The sequence below is a fragment of the Bartonella sp. OC16QHHD genome, from assembly GCF_042194035.1.
Lineage (GTDB): Bacteria > Pseudomonadota > Alphaproteobacteria > Rhizobiales > Rhizobiaceae > Bartonella.
Map to the genome: position 1 here is coordinate 91,927 of NZ_JBHIMJ010000001.1, position 20,020 is coordinate 111,946.

16 protein-coding genes are annotated in these 20,020 nt (G+C 37.3%); 9 read left to right on the top strand and 7 right to left on the bottom strand.

The genetic code is table 11. From position 1 onward, the window contains the following. Positions 1 to 59 precede the first annotated feature (59 nt). Positions 60 to 1,034 (top strand): tail fiber protein, encoded by a 975-nt coding sequence (locus ACFIK1_RS00395; protein ID WP_375612960.1) that lies wholly within the window; start codon positions 60 to 62, stop codon positions 1,032 to 1,034. 1,124 nt (positions 1,035 to 2,158) lie between these two features. Here ACFIK1_RS00395 and ACFIK1_RS00400 read toward each other — a convergent pair. The 5 genes from ACFIK1_RS00400 to ACFIK1_RS00420 all read right to left on the bottom strand — a co-directional run bounded on the left by ACFIK1_RS00400 (position 2,159) and on the right by ACFIK1_RS00420 (position 8,492). Further along, a complete protein-coding gene (locus ACFIK1_RS00400) occupies positions 2,159 to 2,992 on the bottom strand; it encodes a heme ABC transporter ATP-binding protein (RefSeq protein WP_375661812.1) in 834 nt (277 codons plus the stop codon). Continuing rightward, positions 2,989 to 4,086 carry a FecCD family ABC transporter permease gene (locus tag ACFIK1_RS00405; protein WP_375661813.1) on the bottom strand — a complete coding sequence of 366 codons (1,098 nt, stop codon included), beginning with the start codon at positions 4,084 to 4,086 and terminating at the stop codon, positions 2,989 to 2,991. The genes ACFIK1_RS00400 and ACFIK1_RS00405 overlap by 4 nt, the downstream gene beginning before the upstream one ends. Before the next feature lie 5 nt (positions 4,087 to 4,091). Next, entirely contained in the window at positions 4,092 to 4,994 is a 903-nt protein-coding gene (locus ACFIK1_RS00410) for a hemin ABC transporter substrate-binding protein (protein ID WP_375634174.1), read from the bottom strand. 13 nt (positions 4,995 to 5,007) lie between these two features. Further along, positions 5,008 to 6,051 carry a hemin-degrading factor gene (locus ACFIK1_RS00415; RefSeq protein ID WP_375661814.1) on the bottom strand — a complete coding sequence of 348 codons (1,044 nt, stop codon included), beginning with the start codon at positions 6,049 to 6,051 and terminating at the stop codon, positions 5,008 to 5,010. A gap of 263 nt (positions 6,052 to 6,314) precedes the next feature. Beyond that, positions 6,315 to 8,492 carry a TonB-dependent hemoglobin/transferrin/lactoferrin family receptor gene (locus ACFIK1_RS00420; RefSeq protein WP_375661815.1) on the bottom strand — a complete coding sequence of 726 codons (2,178 nt, stop codon included), beginning with the start codon at positions 8,490 to 8,492 and terminating at the stop codon, positions 6,315 to 6,317. 243 nt (positions 8,493 to 8,735) lie between these two features. Between ACFIK1_RS00420 and ACFIK1_RS00425 the strand changes: the two genes are divergently transcribed. Further along, on the top strand, positions 8,736 to 9,506 hold the full coding sequence (locus tag ACFIK1_RS00425) for an energy transducer TonB (RefSeq protein WP_375661839.1): 771 nt from the start codon (positions 8,736 to 8,738) through the stop codon (positions 9,504 to 9,506). 1,014 nt (positions 9,507 to 10,520) lie between these two features. Here ACFIK1_RS00425 and ACFIK1_RS00430 read toward each other — a convergent pair. Then, positions 10,521 to 12,611, bottom strand: a complete 2,091-nt coding sequence (locus ACFIK1_RS00430) for a lytic transglycosylase domain-containing protein (RefSeq protein ID WP_375661816.1) — start codon at positions 12,609 to 12,611, stop codon at positions 10,521 to 10,523. A gap of 251 nt (positions 12,612 to 12,862) precedes the next feature. On the opposite strand from ACFIK1_RS00430, the gene dapA reads away from it, so the two are divergent. Then, complete coding sequence (gene dapA / locus ACFIK1_RS00435; protein ID WP_375612952.1) at positions 12,863 to 13,747, top strand: 4-hydroxy-tetrahydrodipicolinate synthase; 885 nt, start codon at positions 12,863 to 12,865, stop codon at positions 13,745 to 13,747. Positions 13,748 to 13,765: 18 nt separating this feature from the next. Then, a complete protein-coding gene (smpB, locus tag ACFIK1_RS00440; protein WP_012231306.1) occupies positions 13,766 to 14,242 on the top strand; it encodes an SsrA-binding protein SmpB in 477 nt (158 codons plus the stop codon). Positions 14,243 to 14,290: 48 nt separating this feature from the next. Here the strand turns inward: smpB and ACFIK1_RS00445 are convergent, their stop codons facing one another. Beyond that, positions 14,291 to 14,959 carry a uracil-DNA glycosylase gene (locus tag ACFIK1_RS00445; protein WP_375654983.1) on the bottom strand — a complete coding sequence of 223 codons (669 nt, stop codon included), beginning with the start codon at positions 14,957 to 14,959 and terminating at the stop codon, positions 14,291 to 14,293. Positions 14,960 to 15,524: 565 nt separating this feature from the next. Between ACFIK1_RS00445 and rpoZ the strand changes: the two genes are divergently transcribed. From rpoZ to acpS, 5 genes are all read left to right on the top strand, one after another. Further along, the gene (gene rpoZ / locus ACFIK1_RS00450) at positions 15,525 to 15,923 is read left to right on the top strand and encodes a DNA-directed RNA polymerase subunit omega (protein ID WP_375617635.1); all 399 of its coding nucleotides are present in this window, start codon (positions 15,525 to 15,527) and stop codon (positions 15,921 to 15,923) included. 128 nt (positions 15,924 to 16,051) lie between these two features. Next, complete coding sequence (locus ACFIK1_RS00455; RefSeq protein ID WP_375661817.1) at positions 16,052 to 18,277, top strand: RelA/SpoT family protein; 2,226 nt, start codon at positions 16,052 to 16,054, stop codon at positions 18,275 to 18,277. 16 nt (positions 18,278 to 18,293) lie between these two features. Next, the gene (pyrE, locus tag ACFIK1_RS00460; protein ID WP_375661840.1) at positions 18,294 to 18,872 is read left to right on the top strand and encodes an orotate phosphoribosyltransferase; all 579 of its coding nucleotides are present in this window, start codon (positions 18,294 to 18,296) and stop codon (positions 18,870 to 18,872) included. A gap of 93 nt (positions 18,873 to 18,965) precedes the next feature. Beyond that, the gene (locus ACFIK1_RS00465) at positions 18,966 to 19,556 is read left to right on the top strand and encodes a DUF2062 domain-containing protein (protein ID WP_375661818.1); all 591 of its coding nucleotides are present in this window, start codon (positions 18,966 to 18,968) and stop codon (positions 19,554 to 19,556) included. Between the two features lie 20 nt (positions 19,557 to 19,576). Then, complete coding sequence (acpS, locus tag ACFIK1_RS00470) at positions 19,577 to 19,978, top strand: holo-ACP synthase (RefSeq protein WP_375634162.1); 402 nt, start codon at positions 19,577 to 19,579, stop codon at positions 19,976 to 19,978. Positions 19,979 to 20,020 lie beyond the last annotated feature (42 nt).

Here is a 20,020-nt window from a genome sequence, read left to right on the forward strand (position 1 = left end):
TTTTAGTGCACAGAACGAGAAGTTGTTAGAAAAACTATGAAAATAATGGGGGATTTAAAATGTCTAATATTTACGATTGGTCTCTAAAGGCTGATGAAAATGCTTATTCAGATAGTATCATTAATTGGGCAGAAGGACAGCCGCCTAGTTCTGTTAATGATAGTGCACGGGCGATGATGCAGCGCGTGCGCGAATATCTTGCAGATAATGGTGGATCTATTAATTCAAGCTTTATAGTAAATTTGGAAGATAAAACAACATTAATTACCTTAAAGACAGTTTCGCCTATAAAGAAATACAACAATGATATCGTCATACGTTTTAAAGCTTGTGGTGTAAATATTGGCGTGACAACAATAACTGTTAATAATATAGGAGAAAAGCTTATCTATAAAGCCACTGATGCGGGGATTATACCATTAGAAGGTGGAGAATTTCAAACAGATGGCATTTATGAAATGGTATACAATAATGGTGTTTTAATAAAAGAGCATGAGGGTTGGTATTTATTAAACCCTACACCACCAAAGATAGAAAGTTTCCCCTCTGGATTCATTGCAACATTTGCTATGCAAAATGTGCCAAATGGTTGGCTTTTATGTGATGGTAAGGCCTATAAGCGTGAAGATTATCCGCAGTTATTCGAGGCAATAGGTGATAAATGGGGAAAAGACAGCAATAAAACTTTTAAAGTTCCTGATTTTAGAGGCATGTTTTTACGCGGCTTTGATAATGGTCGGGGTTTAGATGGTGGTAGAAAGTTTGCAGATGAACAACAAGATAGCATAAAATCACATACGCATATTGGGAGTATTGAAAACGCAGGCGAGCATGCGCATAATTTTGAGTATCAAGGGGTAGGATGGCCTGTTGGTGATATTGGGAGACTCCCGAATCATTATACTTATAATACAACCCTGAAAGGGAGAACAGCTTCTGCTGGTGCACATACACACAAGGTAACTCTTTCCCATACGGGTGAGGCAGAAACGCGCCCTGTTAATACAACCGTTGTCTATGCTATAAAATCATGAGTATGTTTAAGTAATAATAGTCTATACACCTTGATAATTTTGTTAACGCGGAGCAATTCCGCGTTATTTTTTATGCATATGAAAAGGAAATCTATATTGTTAATAGGATACTTGAGAGAGTCAAAAAACAATTTAAAAATGATTGAAAGAAAGAGTTAAGGATATAATTTATTTTATAATTATATGATAACATAGGGAAAATATGTAAAAATCATTTAAACTGTACCGTGAAGTGATCTAGAGATACATTTTTTCATAAGGTGTTTTGATAGGGGGTAAGGTGATAAAATTATTCAACCTGAGGCATAAATAAAGTACAATATTTTAACGTTTTTTTGTGCAAAAACAGCATACCTCCGTATGAGTTAATTCATCTTATAAAGATATCTCTCACCTTGTTGTCGATTTCATTTCTTTGCATTGCCATGGTGGAGGCTTTATCTGTAAATGATAGTACTCCTTGAGTGGAATCATCATTATGCTTGTGAAGCAGAAGACAAACGCTATTTCTATACTCTCTCCTCATCCCTATATTCCGCATTGTTTTTGCATTAGGGGGCTTACAAAAAGCGTTATTGAGTTTATTTTAAAGTTTTTATTCAATAGTTTAATTCTTTGTGATATGCCAATAAACAATTTTTTAATAGAGAGAGAAAAGTAAAAAATATTAGTATAAATTAATATTTATTTATAAAAAAAGCTAAAGTATATGTGTTATAAAGAAGACATTACTATTAGAGCTATAAACAAATATTTTGTGGAGGGGAGAAAAGTACTTGATTTCTGTATGGTTCTTAGAAGATATAAATAATACACCCGTTATTATAACAAAGGCATTTGTACGCATTTCTTGAATCATTTTTATAAAGATAAAAGTGATAGAAAGAGTGGGAAAACGCATATTTATGTTGGATAAATTCGTATTATCTAACAGTTTGATAGCAAAACAAAACTTCACATGTTTTTAGTTACGTAAAATCTTGAAAGATTTTAAACTGGTAGTTTTTTCAAAAAATATCTTTAGGGTGCTTGGTCTTCTTTTTTAATGATAGATGACAAAAAGGAGTTCATATAAAAATAAAAAAGATTCTTGAATATTTGCGTGTTTTATTTTGCTATGGACTTTAGTTTTTAGATTGAAGCCGATAGCTTAGAGATCTAATTTCATAGGAGGATGCCGTTTGAGGGAGTATAAAAGGGATATCTTCTTTAGGTAATTCAGAAACGTTTAAAGAACAATGATAAACATTGCGGAGATTTTGTGTTGTCAACACATTAGTTGCATTTCCTTCGCAATAAATCTCACCTTCCTTGAGCAAGATCATGTTATCTGCATAATGTGCTGCGAGATTGAGGTCATGAAGAACAGCAAGAAGGCCGCCACCAGAATGAGCAAATTGTTTAGCAATATCCATAACGATGATTTGATGTTGAATATCGAGGCTAGCAATAGGTTCATCTAATATCATCCAGCGAGGAATCCCATTATGAACAGGTTTCCAGACTTGGCAAAGTACACGGGCAAGTTGTACTCTAGCTTGTTCTCCGCCTGATAATTGGTGATAATACAGGTTGCCATAATCAGAAAGGTCAACGCACTCTAAAGCTTTCTGGATAAGATTTTGCAATTCGGCTTTGGCAATGCTAAATTGGTTTACAGAAAGGCCAAGCCCTACAACTTCATGGACTAAGAATGGAAATACGAGCGTTGTTGATTGTGGTAGTACAGCGCGCATTTTTGCCATTACATGAGTTTTTGTTTGGCATACATTATAACCATTTAAGGTTATTTTTCCACTGTAAGGAATTTCACCACTCAGAGCTTTGATAAAAGTACTTTTTCCTGATCCATTAGGACCAATAATAATGGTAAAAGCACCACTTTTAGCTTGAAGATTAATGTGTTTAAGAATCTGCTTCTTTCCGCGCTGAACACAAATATTTGTCGCTTCAATCATGAAAAGTCTGTTCCTCGTTTGCATATAAGGATCCATAGAAAGAAAGGTGCACCAAAAAGTGCTGTTACAATCCCAATCGGCAATTCTGCGGGGGCAACAATTAAGCGTGCAAACATATCAGCAAAAATAAGTAATGCTGCTCCCAAGAGAGCAGAGCAAGGAATGAGATAGCGATGATCAGGACCTATGAGCTGACGTAAAATATGAGGAACAATAATACCAATAAAACCAATACCACCACTGACAGCAACAGCACTACCGCACATAAGAGCAACAAGGGGAATAGCAATATTTTTGACGCGTTGAATATGGAAACCAATATGGCCAGCAACAGCTTCTCCAAGAGCAAGGGCATTAAGTGCTCGTGATAAAAAGGGAGAGAAAAGAAGACCAATAACGATAAAAGGGAGAACGAGCCATACTTTCAACCATGTAGCGCCCGCAAGAGAGCCCAGACTCCAAAAAGTGATATCACGCAGTTGTTGGTCATTTGCGACAAAAATCAATGTTCCGACAACAGCACTGCTTAATGCACCAAGAGCAATACCAGCAAGCAGCATGGTTGCAATAGAGGTAAAGCTGTTATGCGTTGCTATTATGTAGAGAATAATCGTTGATAAAAGTCCACCAAAAAAAGCACCTATGATAACTTTATAAGGCTCTAGAAAAGGTGCAAAAGAAACAGGAAAAGCAATGCCGACAACAATTGCTAAGACTGCTCCAAGTCCAGCACCTGCTGATACACCTACAATTCCAGGATCTGCAAGAGGATTACGAAAAAGCCCTTGCATAAGAACACCGGAGACAGCTAAAGCTGCTCCAATCAATAATCCCAAGATAACACGGGTAAGCCTTATGTCGATGAGCACGAGGTAATCACGCGTTTTACTACTTACCGAAAAATCTTGTGTAAGCATCACATGGAGGAGATCAACGAAAGAAACCTTTGCTGCACCATTCAAGAGCCCACCAAAAATACTGAAAATAAGGAATATTATTAAGCTTAATAATAAAATCTTCCCCTGTTTTGAACGGTTTATTTTTTTACCTTCTTTTTCTTTAGGTAAATGCATCCTGGATGTACCGTCTACCATTTTTATCAGCTCTTACCGTTTTGATGTGCACCATAAAGTATCTCAATAAGTTCTCTTGATGCGTCTGCAGTACGTGGACCAAATCCCAAAAAATACATAGCATCCATCTGTTTTATGGCATGATTTTTCGCTGCAGTTGTTGCTTGAACTGCCGGTATGGCTAAAATCTTATCAATGCTGGTTGATCTTGCACCATGTTTTACAAGCAAAATAACATCAGGATCTGATTTCAATAATGCTTCGCCGTTGAGAAGTTTATATCCTTTATAATCGGTGATAGCATTGATAGCGCCTGAAAGTTTGATCATACTATCAGCTGCAGTACCTGTTCCAGATGCCATGACGCGTCCATTTTGCACAGAGAAAACAAAAAGAACACGCTTTGGTGTTGTTACTTTCGCCAAAAGCGCATCGTTGTCTAAAAAATTACGCTTCAATTTCTCAATTAACGCCGCGGCTTGCACTTCCCGATGAATGGCTTGACCAACGAGGCGAATCTTTTCTATCACATTTTCACGGGAGTAGTCTTCTGGTATGATCACCAGAGGTATCGATGTTTTTTTGAGAATATCAATTGTTGAAGCGGGACCACTTCCTTCAACAAGCAATATACCCTCTGGAGCAAGTGATAAAACCCCCTCAGGTGAAAGAGCACGCATATATCCAAGCACAGGAAGCTTGAGCGCTTCTTGTGGGTAGACGCTTGTACTATCACGGGCGACAAGTTGATCTTGGGCTCCCAATGCATAGACAATTTCTGTAAGTGCTCCGCCGATAGAAACAATTCGAGCATTTTCAGGAAAACGCGTTGCAGGTTCAGCAATTACTTGTTTAGAAAAACAAGTAAGAGAGAGCAGTAAACACATAAGAAAAAGGTTTGATAACCTATGTAAAAGAGATATGAACATGTCTAACCTTATCTTAGTTACTGCTGTTTTCTTGGCATGATGGCAAACTATTCAATAAAGAACGCCAATCTTCACGTTCTTTTTGACCCTCCTTGCGTACGCCAAAGAATTGAATAACCATCTCATCATCTTTATCGAAAACTTCAAGTGAACTGACATAACCATCACGGGTAGGTTTGCGAACATGCCATACTCTAGCAATTCCGGACGTGAGTAAATGAAGGTCAAATCTTGGATCAAGAACATTAAGCCAAGGTCCCATTTGCTTAATATTTTTTACAGTCCCACTAAAAATTTGAATACACCCTTTATTCCCAACAAAACACATGATTGGCAGTTCTTGTTGTGCGACTTGGTTAAGCATTATTTCAACAGCATTTACCTGTAATTCATCGGCAAATTCATTACCAACATATTTTACAGCATGATGTCGATTAATTTTAAATTCGGAAATAATTTTGTGAAGTTGGTGTACATCTGTCATTTTCCGCCAACGATCCCGAAAACTCTCAATATCCAATTCTGTTATGTCACATTGGGCTGGGAGAGAAACGGGAAGAATGTTAAGAACAGGAGACTGATCTTCAAGAAGGAGCTTTTCAACAAGTTTATTCCACTCTTCCATATTTGTCATATCTTTAGAATAGACCTTTAAAATAGCAACGCCATGTTGATCAAAGAATTGCAGACTTTTTGTAGGTTTTCCAAGAATAACGACATCATATTCAAAACCGAACTTCCATTGTTTTGTAAAAATACGCAAATCAATTTCACCAAGTGTGATAGGAATATGTTCGTTTTGAACAATTTTTTCAAAGCGTCCCGTTATTTCGTGAACAGCATATTCATTGCGAGTTAAGACCATGACGGTTCCAAGTCGAGGTGCATTTTTCAAGAGAGTAGCAACATCAGTTTGTAGCCTTTTTGCTTTTCCAATGGTACAATAAGCCGCAATAAGTTCCGCTTCAGATATACCAATCGAAACCGCAAAATCGCGGTTTCGCATTTCTTTTTTTTCTTCACGCAAACGAAGAATCATTTCAGCTGTATGTGCCATGAATTTACCTTATGTTACTTAACTCAAAAACTAACTTTCAAATTTTACAATTCCAAGGCAATAAATTAAATTCTTTTAAGAGTTCAATCTATCACAAAATAACACTCTATCGCCAACAGCTGAGCAATCAAAAAACGATAAAACAGAAAGAATTAAAACTTTTCTACTAAATCTTTGTAATTTTAAAGATGTTGAAAATAGAAACACAATAATTAATCCTTTTATCAATATGATTTTATTGACCGAATAATTAACAGAAGTGACTAAAACTTTTGTACAAACGACACCTTAAAGTTACGACCAGGCTGGCTATAATAATCTTTTGGTGTTGAACTTTTACCTGAAGGAAGTTCAGATACATTCCAATATTTTGTATTGAAAAGATTATAAACACCGGCTCTTAGAATAGGTCCCGTATCACCGAATGGTTTCCACCACCCTGTCATATCAACGACATGATATCCTGGATTTTTTTGGTAATCAGATTCTCCGGCTACTTTGTCACGTTTAGCCGCCAAAGTAAGGATAATATCGCTTCCCCAAACCTCTTTTGCATATCCTAATCCGATAACTGCTTTCAAAGGAGGAATTGAGTTAAGATACTCCTTTTTATCAAGATCTTTTCCTTGTGAATAAGCAAGAGCAACATTGCTATGAAAACCATTTTTAAGAACTAAATGGGCTTTTGTCTCAACACCAAAAATTTGCACGTGAAAACGATTCATGTAATGCCGACGCGCAAATCTAAATTCCTCTGATGGCCCTCTATTCTCAGTATCTATGAAATTCTTATATTGATTGAAAAAGGCATTGAAGGAACCGCCGAAATTTACATTTCCATACCGTAGACCAACATCATACCCATTGCTTGTTTCTGGTTGAAGATCAGGATTCCCTTTCACATAATAAGCAGAAGGTTTGATATAAGAGACGTAAAGTTCTGAAATACGTGGTGCACGAAAAGCCTGTGCCCATTGAGCATAAAGCGTTACTTGATTACGAACATCCCACTCCACACGTAATTTGGGAGAAAAACGTGAACCATTTCTTTCTGGAGGAAATTTGTCAGAAAGCAGAGCTTTCTCATAAGAAGACGTTTTCTGAGGGACATACTTATACCAATCATAACGAATTCCAGGTGTGATACGGAAATGGTTATCAGCAAAGCCAATTTCATCTTCGAAAACAAAACCCAAATTATAGCCATTTGTATCTGGTGAATCTGACCGATTAGCGGGTACAAAGAGGCACCCCCACGCATTTTCCGGCAAGTGACAATTATCTTTCCCGAACAAATAATGATGAAACTTAGATGACAAGACATTAGCGGCAAGCTTTAACGTATGATCTACAGTGCCAATATGAACTTTCTTGAGAGCATCAGCATTGAAACCATAATTGGTATTACGCAAGAAATTATCTCTCAAATAATCCCCTTTGGGGGCTGAAACACGAACGCCTGTCATAACGTAACGACTTGATTGCTTTTGCCAATAAAGCTGCCCATTAAACGCATCAAGAACTGCATCACCATTACCATTATAATTATAAGAAAGAGAAAAGCGCTCACGAAGTTTATTATCCTGCTCATAAACCGAACCTGGAGCGTATCTTTTAGACGAATTTAATTCATGTGTGTTACTATTATGACCAAAACGCTCTGCGGTAAAACCAAGGCGGTGATTATCACTCAAATATTGATGAATTTTAAAAAGCAAGTTATTTTTATCAAAGTGAGAAGGGTTTTTGCGCGTGCGTTCCTCATACCCTTCTACTGTTCCCATATTTTTGCGCTCATGACCTTCTACATAAGATCCTTGAAAAAGTAAAAATGTCCGGTAATTACGCACAGCAAAAGTTTGATCGATGCGCCAGCTGTTATCAACAGAATTATAACCACCTTTTATAAGGCTTCCCCAATTCTTTTCTTCCACGATCAGGTCTTCAGGATCAAGAGTACGCAACGCAATGATTCCCCCTAAGGCGCCAGAACCATAAAGACTAGAATCTGATCCTTGAATAGTATCAAACGTAGAAAGAGCATTGAAATCAAAAGTTGTGTTTCCACCTCCACCACGGAATATATCATTAAACCATGGAAGAGAAATACCATCCATTGTCGTAAGAACACGGTTTGCATCTAAACCCCGAATAACGAAACTGTTATTTTCTGAGTTATAGGATACGGAAGGATTAAGACGACTCACATCATAAACATCAGTTATTTGTCTTTCATCAATATTCTTGTTGGTCTTACGATCAGTCAGAATGGTTATTGAATTTGAAGCATCTTCTATTTTTTTTCCTTTAATAAGGATTGGTTTAAGTTCAGTGACAGCACTTCCATCTTTATTTTGTGCAAAAACAAATGAAGGTATACAGACCGATAATGCACTTAAAATTACACAGCTTTTATAGATATTTTTTCGTCTTATTTGCATAACACATCATAACCCTTTTAACCATCCCCTCTCTGTTTTGAAATTTTTTTAATACAAAAAGGCTGGACTCACTGATTAAAACTTGCCAGCCAAGTAGGAATGATTTTGACAACGGCACAAAATCATTAGAAGACCATATTAAACATGATAAAATCAGTCAAGAAAAAAGTTGCAATTTCAAAATAGCCTGTTTTAATGAGATTGAACACCAATATTAAGCTTAAAATAGTGGCAGAAGAAACGATGAATTTTGCAAATACGAAACAATTATTAACTCTTTGGATTGGTGCATTTATTGGGGCTTTCTTTTTGCATGTATTATTAGCAGCACAGTTTTATTTTCAAAGTACTGGTATAAGTAATGGTTTGCTCTCGTCGGAGATTATGCTGAATTTTGTGCAAGAAACTGTATATCCGGATGTTGATACAGATTTGCCAGATATTCATAGAGAGTCGGATATTAATACAGAGCAAGAAGTATTACAGTCTGATCTCTTAGAGCAGGAGTCAGAAGGATTGGAATCCGTGGATGAAGTTCAATCGGAAGAACCTCAGCATATAGTAGAACAAGATGACTTAAAGCCTTTGGAAGAACCCCTACCTCAAAAAGTGGAGCATAAAGCGTTTATCAAAAAAACAATACCGATGCCAAAGGCTGTAGTAAAGCGCTCCAATGCAAAGGCGGTACGTTCTTCTTCCATCAACAAGGGCGGCGGTACAGCAGGGCTTGAAGATATGTTGTTAATGGAGTGGTTAGCAAAGGTACAGTCACAATTAGAAAGGCAAAAAAATTATATTGTGGGACAGCGCACCAATCGTACAAAAGGAACGGTGAAGTTAGAATTTATGGTGCATGAGCAGGGGAGTATTTTTTCTAGTCGTGTAGCAGTCTCTGCTGGTGATCCGGAACTTGATCGATTAGCGATGGCAGCCCTTCAACGCGTTGGTTCTTTTCCACCACCACCACCATCAAAAGTGAATAAAACAATTAGAGTATCCCTAATATTTAGCTGATTTTTTATGCGGGGCGCTTTTCTTATAATATATTGATTTATAATGATTGTTTATAATTTTAATGAAAGTTCAAATATAATTTATTCGAATTTTTTTGATGTTGAATCAATCAAAACCATCTGCTTACTTATGATACAAGTTGAGGAGGAGCATGAATAAAAAACTTCTAAAAAGCAGTGAATATACTTCTTATGAGTGCTCTAAATGAAAGGGTTTTTGCAATATTGGGAGTTAAGGGGTGATAGAGCTATAGCTTTTATTAATTAAAGGTCTAATCGATTTTTATACCATTCGTGAGAGGATTTTCGTAAGTACTTTTCAGATACACCGTTGTGAAATGGACTTAGAAACATTAAAATAAAACAATAATATAAATAAGAAAAACATACTATTTGGGGATACTCTGTTTTGTGTGAAGGATGTGAGCTTATATGTAAAAATGAGAAAAAAAAGCAAAGCTTCATCTTCATCATTAAAAGATATTGACATATTTAAAAGTCGTAAAACCGAATGAAAAGGGAAGGGGCAGAAGAGAATTGTTTGCTTTAAGGATTTCTAACTCAATGTGTCTGTCTTTCTATTATCAGAAATAATCCAAACGATATATATAATAACGTGCTCTTATTTGGTATAGAAATGTTATAAGCAGGAAAAAATAGTCTTAAAAGATGCTGTTTCACAAGATTTGAATATTGACTAATAAGCAACAGTAAAAGGATGAGCTATTTGTTTCACTCTTCTCTTATATTTGTAATCTCTATGATATTGTCGTCTATGTTGAGAAGAAATGAATTATTTGTACTACCTGTTGATTTATAATGATAATTCATCATTTTGTATTTAAAATAAAAGACCCAAATAGCGGAGGGTTTTCTCATTTCGAATTTATTAATACTGAATCAATTAAAATTACTTTCTTATACGTCCTAAGAAAGTGGGTATGGTACTATTTAAAAAGGAATAAAAACACTTCTTATCAACGCTTTCAAATGCTATTTGGGAAGTTAAGGCATATTATTTCCGTCGACCAGAAAGCAAGTCGGTTTTTATATCTATTTTCCCAGTGAGTCTTGCTTTGTAGACACCATAATTTTCCATGACACGCATCACGTAATTACGTGTTTCTGTATAAGGAATACGTTCAATCCAATCAATGACGTTATCGAGAGATTGTCCTCGAGGATCGCCATAACGTTTTATCCATTCATTGACTCGACGGGGACCCGCATTATAGCCAATAAGAGTTAGTATATAGGATCCATTAAAACGTTCTAATTGTTCATTGAGAAAATGGGCACCTAATGTTGCATTATAATGAGCATCACTGCTAAATTTTTTAGGAGACCATGCGATTGAGTATTTTTTTGCCAGTGCTTTTGCTGTTGTAGGAAGCAATTGAAGTATACCTTGTGCACCTGCTTTTGATATGGCTGTTGGATTAAATTCGCTTTCTTGGCGTGCAATGGCATAGATAAGCGATTTTTCTTCTACAGAAATATTAGCAGAAGCTGGTATAGCTCCCAGAGGATGAGAGAGTGCACCGACATTTTTCCCCTGAAAAACAGCCATTTTTCCAATTTTGAGGCTGGTATAATAGTCTCCATTTTTTTCTGCCATAACAGCCAGAAGAGCTAATTCACCGGGGCTTTCTATTTTTTTTCCGAGCTCTCTATAAAAAATTTTAGCAAAATCAGCATAGCCGGCTGTTTCAAGACGTTGAATTGCTTTGATCGCTTTTCGTGCACTAAAATGTTGTCGCTCAGCGGTTGTTGGTTTGGGAAAGAAAACTTTAAGCTTTTTTTGGTTGAGTCGTGCAGCGGCTAATTGACCATAGTAAGTTGCACCAAAATGAGCTGCGCGATGAAAGTATTGCTGGGCATTTTGATGTTCTTCTAGCGTTTCTGCTGTTCGTCCCATCCAGTAATATCCACGTGATGCATAAAAAGGTAAAGAAGAGAGTTGAGGAATACGTGAAAAATGCTGCATTGCCAATTTAGGGTTATGAAGAAACCGTAGTGCATACCATCCTGCATGAAACTCAGCATCGACGGCTAATGCAGATGTTATACCAGTGTGCATTGCAACAAGTTGATAAGCAATTTTTGGTTTGTTTAAATCGAGCATTTCACGAGAAAGGGCGCGTTGTTCTTTCCACAATGAATGAGGGTTCATAAGGCGGAATGCATCTTTAGATGTTTTCATCATGAGTGCTGCTGCTGCATCATATTGCTCTGTTCGTCGAAGATGGCGTATTCGAGCAAACTGAAAAAGAGGATCTTTTTGCCATGATCTCTCTACAGCTTTTAATTTTTGTGTAGCTCTAGGATCATTTTTTTCAACGGCTACAAAAGCATTAAAAAGAGATTGAGCATGGGCTAATTTTGCAACGCGTGCTGCTGAATCAAAACGATGTGCATACAGCATAAACTGCATGCGTTTCAAATGATCAATAGGTTTTAATATAGCGTTTGCATTTTTAAGAACAAATACTTCTTCTTTTGCATTAAGCTGTGTTTTATGCCACCATGGCGCAATAACGTGTTGAGCACGAGTGGTTTGTCCCGTTGCGATAAGTGCTTTAGCGAAGAGAGCCATCCCTTGTGCTGTTTGGGGCGGGTGATGAGAAAATTTTTGGATGATTGCGCGTGTGACGTTGGTTTCGTTAAGAAAAGCACGTTCAGCATTGCGTTGCATCGTTTCTATACCTGGCCATCCTTTTAGCATGTTGATTGCATTAAATATTTCAGAACTGGGTATATTAGCTTGGTTTGACACCCCCAGCGCCCATGTCAAAATATGACGATCAAGGCTATGTTTTTCCATTGAATTACGAAGATTTATTGTTTTTGCAATATTGTTGTTTGCTAGTGCATCTAGCCCAGTTTTCAGTTGCTGAAGTGTAGCAGTATTGTGTGATGTCGTGTGTATCTGTTGAAGAGATTCTTGAGCTTCTTTTGCGGTAAAGGGAGTAGGGCGAACCAAAGGGATTGGTACGTTTCCTTGCAAAAGGGGTGTTTGCGCGTATGCACTTGAAAATAAAATTCTTATTGCCAGTATAAGTGCAGTAAAGGTTGATACGAAAAGAGAGGTGGAAAATACACGCATAGAGAAAAGACCTTGAGACCTTGCTTTTTGTAAAAACTTAAGGATTTATAGAACACAAGCATGAAAAACGCGTTAATATAGACGGCTTATTTTAAAGAAATGTTCAACATTTAAGGAGGGACATTTTCATCTTATGGGGGCTTTTTTTGAAATTCATCTTGCTTCAATGATAGAGCAAGATTATGCTCTATTTAAAATTTATAAAAGGCGATTATAAAAAAAATAAAAGCAAACATTATAGGGAGTTTATCATGCTCAAGGGAGCTATAACTGCGCTTATCACACCGTTTGATAACAAGGGCGCGATTGATGAGAAGGCGTTTTGTGATTTTGTTGAATGGCAGATCACACAAGGGATTAACGGTGTAAGCCCTGTTGGGACAACAGGTGAATCAGCAACGTTAAGTCATGAAGAACATAAGCGGATTATAGAATTGTGTGTTGAGCAGGTTGCAAAGCGTGTTCCTGTTGTTGCTGGAGCGGGATCAAATAGCACAAGTGAGGCCGTAGAGCTTGCACAATACGCGCAAAAAGCTGGTGCAGATGCAGTTTTGGTTGTCACTCCCTATTATAATAGACCAAATCAATCTGGTTTATACAAGCACTTTTCTTCCATTGCCAAAGCTGTTTCTATTCCAATTATAATTTATAATATTCCTGGTCGTTCTATTATCGATATGGCTGTAGAAACGATGAAAGACCTTTATCAAGATTTTAACAATATCATTGGTGTTAAGGATGCAACGAGCAGAATTGAGCGCGTTAGTGAACAAGGTGAAAAGTGTGGAAAAGATTTTGTGCAGCTTTCCGGTGATGATTGTACGGCGTTAGGTTTTAATGCACATGGAGGTATGGGGTGTATTTCAGTTTCCTCTAATGTTGCTCCAAAGCTTTGTGCAGAGCTTCAAGCCGCTTGTTTTCGTGGTGATTATAAAACAGCACGAGAATTAAATGATCGCTTGATGCCTCTTAATCGTGCTGTATTTATTGAACCTAGTCCAGCAGGTATTAAATATGCTGCTGCAAAATTAGGATTTTGTGGTGATACTGTGCGTTCTCCTATTGTTCCATTAACAGAAAGAACAAAGAAGATTATTGATGCAGCCCTCAGTCATGCTGGTCTTTTAAAAGCATAAAATGATATTGACAAAGCCATGAATAAAAAAAAGAACGCGCCCGTACGGAAAATAATTGCTGACAATCGTAAAGCACGTTTTAATTTTGAAATCCTTAATAATCTCGAGGCTGGTCTTGTCCTTCAGGGAGCGGAAGTGAAGTCCTTACGTTCTAATCATGCCAATATTGCTGAAAGCTATGCGAGTTTTGAGAATGGGGAATTATGGTTAGTAAACAGCTATATTCCTGAATATACGCAGGCTAATCGTTTTAATCATGAACCACGACGTTTGCGCAAATTATTACTTTCAAAACGTGAGATGGCACGTTTTTTTAATGCAACGTCTCGTGAAGGAATGACACTTGTTCCTCTCAAACTTTATTTTAATGAACGAGGGCGCGTTAAGTTGGAGATCGCTCTAGCGCGAGGGAAAAAGCTTCATGATAAGCGCGAAACGGAAAAAAAACGCGATTGGGGACGTGAAAAAGCAAGACTTTTAAAAAGGTATGGCTAATGGATGCGATCTAGATATTCTTTATTCATAGCGCTGTTTAAAACAGTTTTAGCATTGATCTAAGTATGTTTTTGCTGCTTGAAAGATTTGATGAAACATGGCGTCTGTCAAACGTCCAGTATTTGTATTATAACGAGAACAGTGATAGCTCGAAAAGATGCGTAATCTGCCGATGTTATTGATTTCGCCGTGTCCAAAAGGGTGAGCTAAAACTTTTGCATTAAGGGCACGTATCGTTGAATGGTGCGCAATGGTGCCTAAGGTAATAACGGCTTTAAGTTTGGGAAGATTTGTTAAAAGAGGTGAGAAGAAATAGCGGCACGTGTTAATTTCTGCACCGGTGGGTTTATTTTCTGGTGGAACACAACGAACAGAGTTAACAATTGCTGCATCAATAAGTTCAAGAGTATCGTCTGCTCTTTCTTCAAAGGTTCCTTGGGCAAAACCAAACTTTTTTAAAGTTGAATAAAGTAAGTGCCCAGCATAATCACCAGTAAATGGACGTCCAGTTCGATTTGCTCCGCGTAATCCAGGAGCAAGCCCAACAATAAGAAGGCGTGTTGTATCTGGCCCTTTATAAGGAAAGAATGGGCGCACCGGTGCGTTATACCAACTTGGTTCTTTTGCACGCCAGCCAGCGATAAATTGATGAAGCCTCGGACATAAATTGCAATTTTTGGGTGGTTCTGGGCACAGTGATGTTAATTGGCTATTCATGGTGTTAGGCATCAATCGTTTTTCTATTTTTTGAGTCTTTATAGCGTATATGACGGGTTATGTTTTGATAAACAATCTATAATGAATATAAATAAACTTTTTTAGAAGAAAGTTTAATATAAACTTATTGCTCATTATTGTGTAAAGAGAGGTCATTTTTCAGTAATTTATTCGATGAATAAGAGTGCGATACACATGACGTTCAAAGAAAAAAGTTCTCTCTTTAGATGAAGATATTATCATAAAAAGTATGTATAAGGCTGCTGTTATTGCAAAGGGTTTAAACAGCAGGTATTCCTTTTAAAAGGATAAGGACTCCAGACAAGTATTTTGTCAAGAAAGACCTCCCTTTGTTTGAAGTCAATCTATTGGAATGCTTTTAAAAGAAATTTTGATAACGAGCATGGATAGGTTATACATTTTTATAAATTTTCCAAGAATTTTTTTAAATAAGTTCTTTAATCAAAAAATATAAAAGTTTGTGTTGTTTTTCTTGTGTTTTATTTTGATTATTGTATATACTCCTTTATCCGCTATTATTTTTTTATTTGAGAAAGAGGCATAAATGGCCCGCGTAACGGTAGAAGATTGTATTGATAAAGTTGACAACCGCTTTGAATTGGTACTTTTAGCAGGTCATCGGGCGCGTCAGATTTCACAAGGAGCGCAGATTACGGTTGATCGTGATAATGATAAAAATCCAGTTGTTGCTTTGCGTGAAATAGCAGAAGAAACATTGTCGCCTGCTGATTTAAAGGAAGACCTTATTCATTCGCTGCAAAAGCATGTGGAAGTAGATGAGCCAGAAATGGCAAGTGGATTTATTACCCATTCAGGTGAAGCTGAAAGTGTTTTTAATACGTCGTCGCAAGAAGAAGGTACTTCATTTGATCATATGTCAGAAGAAGAGCTTTTAGCGGGTATTGAAGGTTTGGTTGTTCCAGAAAAAAGTGACGATTATTAATTGCAGCAATTTATGTTAGAGGGGTAAAGATACTTTGTCATGTGAGGAGCAATTATTTTTCGTGTCTTTTATTAATAGGACGTGTTCAATAAAGATTAGGGGTGTGAAAAGATAAAGGATATGCTCGTATGATGCGTCAGTGTGAGCTTGTTGGACGTGTTCAACGTTACAAGTCTGACGTAGATGAGGTTCTTTTAAACAGGGCCTATGATTATGCAATGAAAAAGCATGCACATCAAAAGCGTGCTTCGGGCGATCTTTATTTTTCTCATCCTTTAGAAGTTGCTGCTATTTTGACAGATATGCGGTTGGACGAGGCAACGATTGCTGTTGCTCTTTTGCATGATACAATTGAAGATACAAGCGCTACACGAGCAGAAATTGATCAGCTTTTTGGTTCTGAAATTGGCAAGTTGGTTGAAGGACTTACAAAACTTAATAAGCTTGATCTTGTATCAAAGAAAGCCGTACAGGCAGAAAATCTTCGTAAACTCCTTATTGCCATTTCTGATGATGTTCGTGTTCTTTTAGTCAAACTTGCTGATCGTCTTCATAATATGCGCACCCTTGGTGTTATGCGTGATGAGAAGCGCCGGCGAATTGCTGAGGAGACGATGGATATTTATGCGCCGCTTGCTGGTCGTATGGGTATGCAGGATATGCGCGAGGAATTAGAAGATCTCTCTTTCTTTTATTTAAATCCAGAAGGTTATCGTACGATTACCAATCGTCTTTCTGAGTTATCAAAACGCAATCGTGATTTGCTTTCCACAATTGAAAACGAGTTGACAAAACTTTTTTTCGAGCATGGCATTAAAGCGAATGTTAAAAGCCGTCAGAAAAAGTCGTATTCCGTCTTTCGCAAAATGGAAAGCAAGGCGCTCTCTTTTGAACAATTATCCGATATTTTTGGATTTCGTGTGATTGTTGAAACAGTGGATGATTGTTATCGCGCTCTTGGTGTTATTCATACGACTTGGCCAATGGTTCCAGGTCGTTTTAAAGATTATATTTCTATACCAAAGCAGAATGATTATCGTTCCATTCATACAACGATTGTGGGACCATCGCGACAACGTGTTGAATTGCAGATTAGAACTGCTGCTATGGATGAAATTGCTGAATATGGCGTTGCGGCACATTCTATTTATAAAGAGAAAGGTTCTAATTATTCGGCTTCGAGGTTATCAAATGAAACAAATGCGTATGCATGGTTGCGTCAAACGATACAATCTTTGTCTGATGGAGATAATCCAGAAGAGTTTTTAGAACATACAAAACTTGAGCTTTTTCAAGACCAAGTTTTTTGTTTTACGCCGAAAGGTCGATTAATTGCTTTTCCTAAAGGAGCTACGCCTATTGATTTTGCTTATGCCGTCCATACAGATATCGGTGATTCTTGTGTTGGTGTAAAAATCAATGGTCGTATTATGCCTTTAATGACCAAATTAAAAAATGGTGATGAGGTTGATATTATTCGCTCACACGCTCAAATTCCGCCAGCAGCATGGGAATTTCTTGTTGTCACGGGTAAAGCACGTTCAGCTATTCGACGAGCAAGTCGTGCAGCGGTACGTAAACAATATTCGGGTTTAGGATATCGTATTCTAGAGCGTTCATTTGAATATATGGGAAAGCAATTTTCAAAAGACCTTTTGAAGAAAGTTTTGCCACGTTTAGCACGTAAAGATGTAGAGGATGTATTGGCTGCTGTTGGGCGTGGAGAGCTGTTTTCCGCTGATGTGATTAAAGCGGTTTATCCTGATTATCAAGATCACCGTGTGGTACAAAAGTCATCTTTTAAGCCTGGGGAAGAAGGTTGGTTTAATATTGAAAATGCTCAAGGTATGATTTTTAAAGTTCCAGAAAATGAAAAGAATGGAATGGTCGAGAATCATCAATCTAAAGCCTTGCCTATTAGAGGAACCCGTGGAGATATACCCGTACGTTTTTCACCGGAAGGAGCAGTACCTGGAGATCGGATTGTTGGTATTATGCAGCCAGGAGCTGGGATCGTTATTTATCCAATCCAGTCTTCAGCTTTGATGGCGTATGATGATCAACCAGAACGATGGATTGATGTCCGCTGGGATATTGATGCCCAAATGAATGAACGTTTTCCTGCACGGATGAATATTTTAGTTGTAAATAGTCCTGGTTCTTTGGCTGAAATTACACAAATAATTTCTGCTAACGATGCCAATATCCAAAATTTATCTTTTATCCGTACAGCACCAGATTTTACAGAAATTATGATTGATTTGGAAGTGTGGGATTTAAAACATTTGAATCGTATTTTTTCTCAGTTAAAAAAGGCAGGTTCAGTAAGTACAGTACGGCGGGTTCATGGATAAAAAGAAAGATTTTGCAATGAATACACAAGATGTCATTGATATTTTTAAACAAGCAGATGCTATTCTAGAAGGGCATTTTATTTTAACATCGGGGCGCCATAGTGCGACTTATATGCAAAAAGCGAAAGTATTCATGCATGCTGACTTGACGGAAAAGTTATGTCGTGGATTGGCTGAAAAAATCAGAAAATCTATCGAGGGAAAAATTGACTATGTTGTTGGTCCCGCAATTGGCGGTCTTATTCCTTCCTATGAAACTTCACGTCACCTTGGTGTTCCTTCTCTTTGGGTAGAGCGTGTAAATGGCATCTTTGAATTGCGTCGTTTTGAAATCAAGAAGGGTGCACGGGTTGTTATTGTTGAAGATATTGTAACAACGGGTCTTTCCATTCGTGAGACTGTTGAAGCGCTTGTTGCAGCAGGAGCAGAGGTATTGGCCAGTGCATGTATCCTTGATCGTTCTGGTGGTAAGGTCAATGTTGGAGTTCCATTGATTGCGCTTGCTGAATACGAGATAACCTCTTATGCTAGTGATGCACTTCCTGCAGAGCTTTCTGTTCTTCCCGCGATTAAACCAGGCAGTCGAAATATTTAATTGTCGTTCTATTTTTTTTGTGCAAAAGCTTAAAAAGATTAATTTGGATGATATAGATTATTTCATCATCAAAAGATGTATATTGAGAGTGATATGCTTTTTCGTCGTCGAAAACCAATAGATTTTGTAACGCGTATTCGACTTTGGTTATGGCCACGTCGTTCATTTTCTCGCTCATTTTGCTACATACATAAACGTATTTTGCGTATATCAGCAACACCGCATGAAGTAGCATTAGGGGTTGCTGTTGGCGTTTTTTTAGCTTGTTCCCCTTTCTTTGGGCTGCATATTATTTTGGCAATATTTTTTTCTTGGCTTTTGCGTGCAAACTTTGCTGCCGCAATCATTGGGACAATTTTTTCTAATCCACTCACATTTTTATTGATTGTCATGGCTGATTATAAAGTAGGGTATTTTTGTTTATCACTTTTTAGCGATGTCAAAGAGATTTCTCTTTCGCAAATTCGTGCTCTATTTAATGGTTTGACATTGTCAAATCTCTCTCTCCTCTTTAAAGGCGCATGGGACACAATTATGAGTCCTATGATTTTAGGGGGAACTCTTTTAGGTATTGTTTTTGGTGGTTTATCTTATATAGGTGTTTACAGAGCAACGGTTCGTTTTAAACAAAAGCGATATCAAAAGATTATAAAAAAAAGGCGTTTAAAGAAGCGCTCATCGTAAGAAAGATCGGGTAATATCTTATGATTATTGGTCTTGGAAATGATCTGGTTGATATACGACGTATTGAGAAAATGTTGGTTCGTTATGGTGAGCGTTTTATCCAACGTATTTTTACGGATATTGAAAGGAATAGATCTGAAAATCTCAAAAAAAGCTCCTCTTCTTATGCAAAAAGATTTGCTGCTAAAGAAGCATGTGCTAAAGCCTTAGGAACGGGAATCGCTTGTGGTATCAATTGGAAAGACATGGGGGTCGTTAATTTGCCATCTGGTAAACCAATAATGCAATTAACAAATCGTGCGCAAATACAACTTCAAAAGTTATTACCTCCTCATCATGATGCAGTTATTCATCTTAGTATAACAGATGATTTTCCTTGGGCACAGGCATTTATTATTATCGAAGCACTTCCACGTGGATAGATGGCGTGAGAGATTGTGCTTTTGTTATTTGAATATTATGAT